This is a genomic window from Floridaenema evergladense BLCC-F167 (assembly GCF_041929205.2).
In the GTDB taxonomy this organism is placed as follows: Bacteria; Cyanobacteriota; Cyanobacteriia; order Cyanobacteriales; family Aerosakkonemataceae; genus Floridanema; species Floridanema evergladense.
Genome location: NZ_CM171625.1, coordinates 2897266 through 2901853, shown reverse-complemented (window position 1 = coordinate 2901853; position 4588 = coordinate 2897266). Strand labels below are relative to the sequence as shown.

At 42.3% G+C, this 4588-nt stretch carries 1 protein-coding gene; it reads left to right on the top strand.

The annotated features are described in order from the left end of the window. Positions 1-85: 85 nt before the first annotated feature. A complete protein-coding gene (locus ACE1CA_RS14290) occupies positions 86-4273 on the top strand; it encodes a non-ribosomal peptide synthetase (RefSeq protein WP_486517871.1) in 4188 nt (1395 codons plus the stop codon). Positions 4274-4588: the final 315 nt, after the last annotated feature.

Below are 4588 nucleotides of genomic sequence, written 5' to 3'. Positions count from 1 at the left end.
TCTGACTTTTGAAGATTCTGCCCTTTTTGGGCGGATTATGTACCGAGTGTTGAAGTTTGGAAAAAAAAGATTTTAAGGAACTCAAATGAACACAAAAGTAATAGAAACTTATCCGCTTTCTTATGGTCAACAAGCCTTATGGTTGCTCTACCAAATAGCTCCAGAGAGTGTCGCCTATAATATATTTATCACCGCCAAAATTAATTCACCTTTAAATATTTCTGCCTTCATCACTGTATGGAATAAGATTGTTGAACGCCATCCTATTCTCCGAACTACATATACTAGTCATGAAGGTAAACCACTCCAGCAAATTAATGAAGCACAGGAATTGAGTATTGAGTTAATAGATGCTTCCCACTGGAGTGAAGATTATTTAAAGGAGAGGATATTTGCGGAAACCGATCGCCCATTTAACCTAGAAACAGATTCCGTTTTGCGGATTAATTTGTTTACTTGTTCTGAAAAAGCTCATGTTCTGTTGTTAACAATGCACCACATTGCGGGTGATATGTGGTCTTTTGATATACTGCTGAAGGAATTTCAGGCTTTGTATACTGCCCAAATCGAATCAGCAAATCAAGAAAAAGCAGAGAGTGTTGAAGGCTCTTTAATCCAGAATAAATCATATATAGATTTTGTTCGATGGCAGTCAGAAATGCTATCGGATGAGAGGGAAGAAAAACATTGGCAATACTGGGAAAAACAATTAGCTGGCGAATTGCCAATTTTGAATTTGCTCCCAGACAAACCCCGCCCACCCAGACAGACTTATCAAGGAGAAACGCTTCTTTTTAGGTTAGAAGAGCAGTTAATTGAAAAACTCAATAATTTGGCTCAAACTTCTGGTAAAACCCTTTATCAAATTCTGCTAACCGCATTTTACGTGCTGCTTTATCGCTACACTAACCAAGAAGAAATCCTCATAGGAAGCCCAATGAGAGGGCATAGAAGTGGAGATTTTAAAGCAATTATTGGCTACTTCGTTAATCTGGTTCCCTTACGAATTTTTCTGGAAAAAAACGTTAAATTCACAGAACTCCTGGCTCAAGTTAGTAACACTGTAAAAGAGGCTCAAAAACATCAAGATTATCCATTTTCTCGCTTGACAGAAAAACTTGCTCCAGAGCGAGATCCCAGTCGCCCTCCTTTGTGTCAAGTGATTTTTACCTGGCAATCGCATCGGTGGTGTCAACCAATAGAGAATTCATTACATAGTCGAGAACAAGTGCTTCAGATGGAGCCATTTTTACTCGGACATCAACGCGGTGCAGATTTCGATCTGAATTTAGCGGTGATGGAAGCTCAGGGAGTTTTGCAACTATGTTGGCAATATAATACTGACTTGTTTGAGGCTAGTACAATTACGCGGATTGCAGGGCATTTTGTCACCTTGCTTGAAGGAATTGTCGCCCATCCAGAAGCGCTGATTTTCCAACTACCAATCTTAACTGCAACTGAACAACAGCAGTTAATTGAATGGAACAATACTCAAATAGATTATCCGGTTAATCAATGTCTGCATCAGTTATTTGAACAACAGGTAGAGAAAACACCCGATGCAGTAGCAGTAGTATTTGAGAATCAACAACTAACTTACTCCCAATTGAATGCCAAAGCCAATCAATTAGCACATTATTTGCGTTCATTAGGTGTGGGTGCAGATATACCCGTAGGCTTATGTGTGGAACGTTCGCTCGAAATGCTTGTGGGAGTGTTGGGAATTCTCAAAGCAGGTGGTGCTTATGTTCCCCTAGATCCAGAGTATCCAGTTGAGCGTTTAAGCTTGATGTTGTCAGACTCACAAGTTCCTGTGTTGCTGACACAACAAAAATTCGTAGAGACGTTGTATACAACGTCTCTACCTACACATCCAGCACACTTAGTTTGCTTGGATACTAACTGGGTAGTGATTCAAGAGTGCAGTGGGGATAATCTGATTTGTGATGTCCAACCGGAGAACTTAGCATACATAATTTATACCTCTGGTTCCACAGGAAAACCCAAAGGCATCGCCATGAATCACCTACCTTTGGTGAATCTGATGCTTTGGCAAGTGCAAAATTCGACAATGGCTCAAGGAGGAAAAACCCTACAATTTGCGCCAATTAGCTTTGATGTCTCATGTCAAGAAATGTTCTCTACTTGGTGTAGTGGTGGGACATTATTGTTGATTAGCGAGCAATTGCGTCGAGAACCAAAAGCTTTATTAGATTTACTCTCGCAACAAGCAGTAGAAAGACTGTTTCTACCTTTTGTCGGCTTACAACAGTTAGCTGAGGTAGCTATGGAAAGCCAATCAACTGTGTGTCTGACGGAAATCATCACAGCTGGGGAACAGTTACAGATGACTCCGGCAATTACCCAGTGGTTGAATCAGCTAAGTAACTGCACTTTGTACAATCATTATGGGCCTTCGGAAAGTCATGTAGTTACCAGTTTTACCGTAAATCAGACAGGAGAAAGTTGGTCGTTACTGCCACCGATCGGTCGTCCCATAGCCAACACTCAAATTTACATTCTCGATCGATCTCGTAAGCCAACACCAATCGGAGTCCCTGGAGAATTGCACATAGGCGGTGTTTCCCTAGCCAGAGGCTACCTAAACCGACCAGAATTAACCAGTGAAAAATTCATCACCAATCCCTTCGGGGATAGGGGTCAGGTGTTAGGGTGTAGGGAAGAAGAATTTCCCCAACCCCTAACACCTACCCCCCAACCCCCAAGACTTTACAAAACCGGAGACTTAGCCCGTTACTTACCGGATGGGAACATCGAATACTTGGGACGGATTGACAATCAAGTGAAAATCCGAGGTTTCCGCATTGAATTGGGTGAAATCGAAGCAATTTTGGGGCAGCATCCTCAAGTCCAAGCGGTTGTAGCGATCGTCCGGGAAGACACACCCGGAGATAAACGCCTAGTTGCATACATCACATCGCAACCGTCAGCGACACCGACAAGCAACGAACTGCGGCAATACCTGAAAGAGAAATTACCAGATTATATGGTGCCGAGTGCTTTTGTGTTATTGGAGACTTTGCCTTTAACTCCGAGTGGTAAAGTCGATCGTCGTGCCTTACCCGCACCTTCCGATCGCACTAGTTCGGACACCATTGTTTTACCCCGGAACCCCGTAGAAGTGATGCTCTCACAAATCTGGTCAACAATTCTCAAACTTAACCTGGTGGGGGTAAAAGATAACTTTTTTGACCTTGGTGGTCATTCTCTGTTAGCTCCTTACTTAATGGCTCAACTTAAGGAACACTTTGGTAAGGATATCCCTTTAACTACTCTGTTTGAAAATCCTACGATCGAACAGTTAGCAATTGTGCTGCAAAAAGGTGTGGATACTTTCAGTAATTCTCCTTTGGTAGCTATTCAGTCGATGGGTGAGCATCCACCTTTGTTTTGTGTTCCCGGCGCGGGTGGCTATCCGTTCTATTTGTATAACTTAGCCCGTTGTCTCCCAAAAGACCAACCTCTCTACAGTTTCCAAGCAAATTATGACAAGCAGAAGTTGGTATCCATGACTTCTGTTGAGGAGAAAGCCACTCGCTACATTCAGGCAATGCAGACAGTACAACCCCAAGGGCCATATTTTTTGGCTGGACATTCTTTTGGTGGTAAAATAGCTTATGAAATGGCACTACAGTTGCTCGATCGCGGAGAAGAAGTTGCTCTGCTGGCTATTCTTGATACTACAGCACCAGCGGCAATACCAAGGTCTTACCTGGAACTGCTAGATAAGTTGGATGTTGCTTCATGGATGATAAGTTTTGATTACTCCATGAAAGCTGTCTATGGTAAAGAGTTAAATTTGGATGCTGAACAACTTCGATCTTTGGCTCCAGAGGCACAAGTTCAATATGTTTTAGATTCCTTGAAAATGGCCGATCTTTTACCTCCTGATGCTGAACCAAGTTATTTGTCCGAGGTGTTAGAAATTTACCGGGCTGAAAGTATGACTGTTTATGTCCCAGAACTGTTTTATCCAGTCCCCATTAGTTTATTTCGTTCTAGTGACGTTTTTGCGGTGGATGAGTCTGAGATTTCCGATCCGGAACTTCTTGAATATTCAAAATTTTTTAGAGAGAAAGCTTTGGGTTGGGATGCCTTTTCTAGCCGACCAGTGGATGTCCACTGTGTTCCAGGCAACCATGTTACGATCCTGCGTTTGCCTCATGTTCAGGTTTTAGCAGAACGGTTGAATGCTTGCATCCAGCAAGTACATCTGACAATCAAGAATCGGGAATTAACCTTGTTTGGCTAAGAAAATTCCGCCCCCAAAGGGCGGATTATTCATATTACCAAAAAAACTAGAATTTTTATATAATTTTTTAGCCCACATTCCGCACGTCAATTTAGGTGATACTCGAACACATAGATAATTGACTGGAACTACAGCAACACAGGTTGCTTGGGCTCTCGATGCGATCGCTCAGGTGTTTGTACACTTGGATCTGTTACTGGTAACAATAAACCGGGCGGCAACATTACGCTCAATCACCTTGCTTGAGGATAGCTTACTGTTGTACTCAAGGCTCTAATTCAATTTCAGGAAACTTTTTTTCATCAAGTTTGTCAC

Coding starts and splice junctions, on each gene's coding strand:
- ACE1CA_RS14290 (WP_486517871.1), top strand. CDS start 86: ATGAACACAAAAGTAATAGAAACTTATCCGCTTTCTTATGGTCAACAA.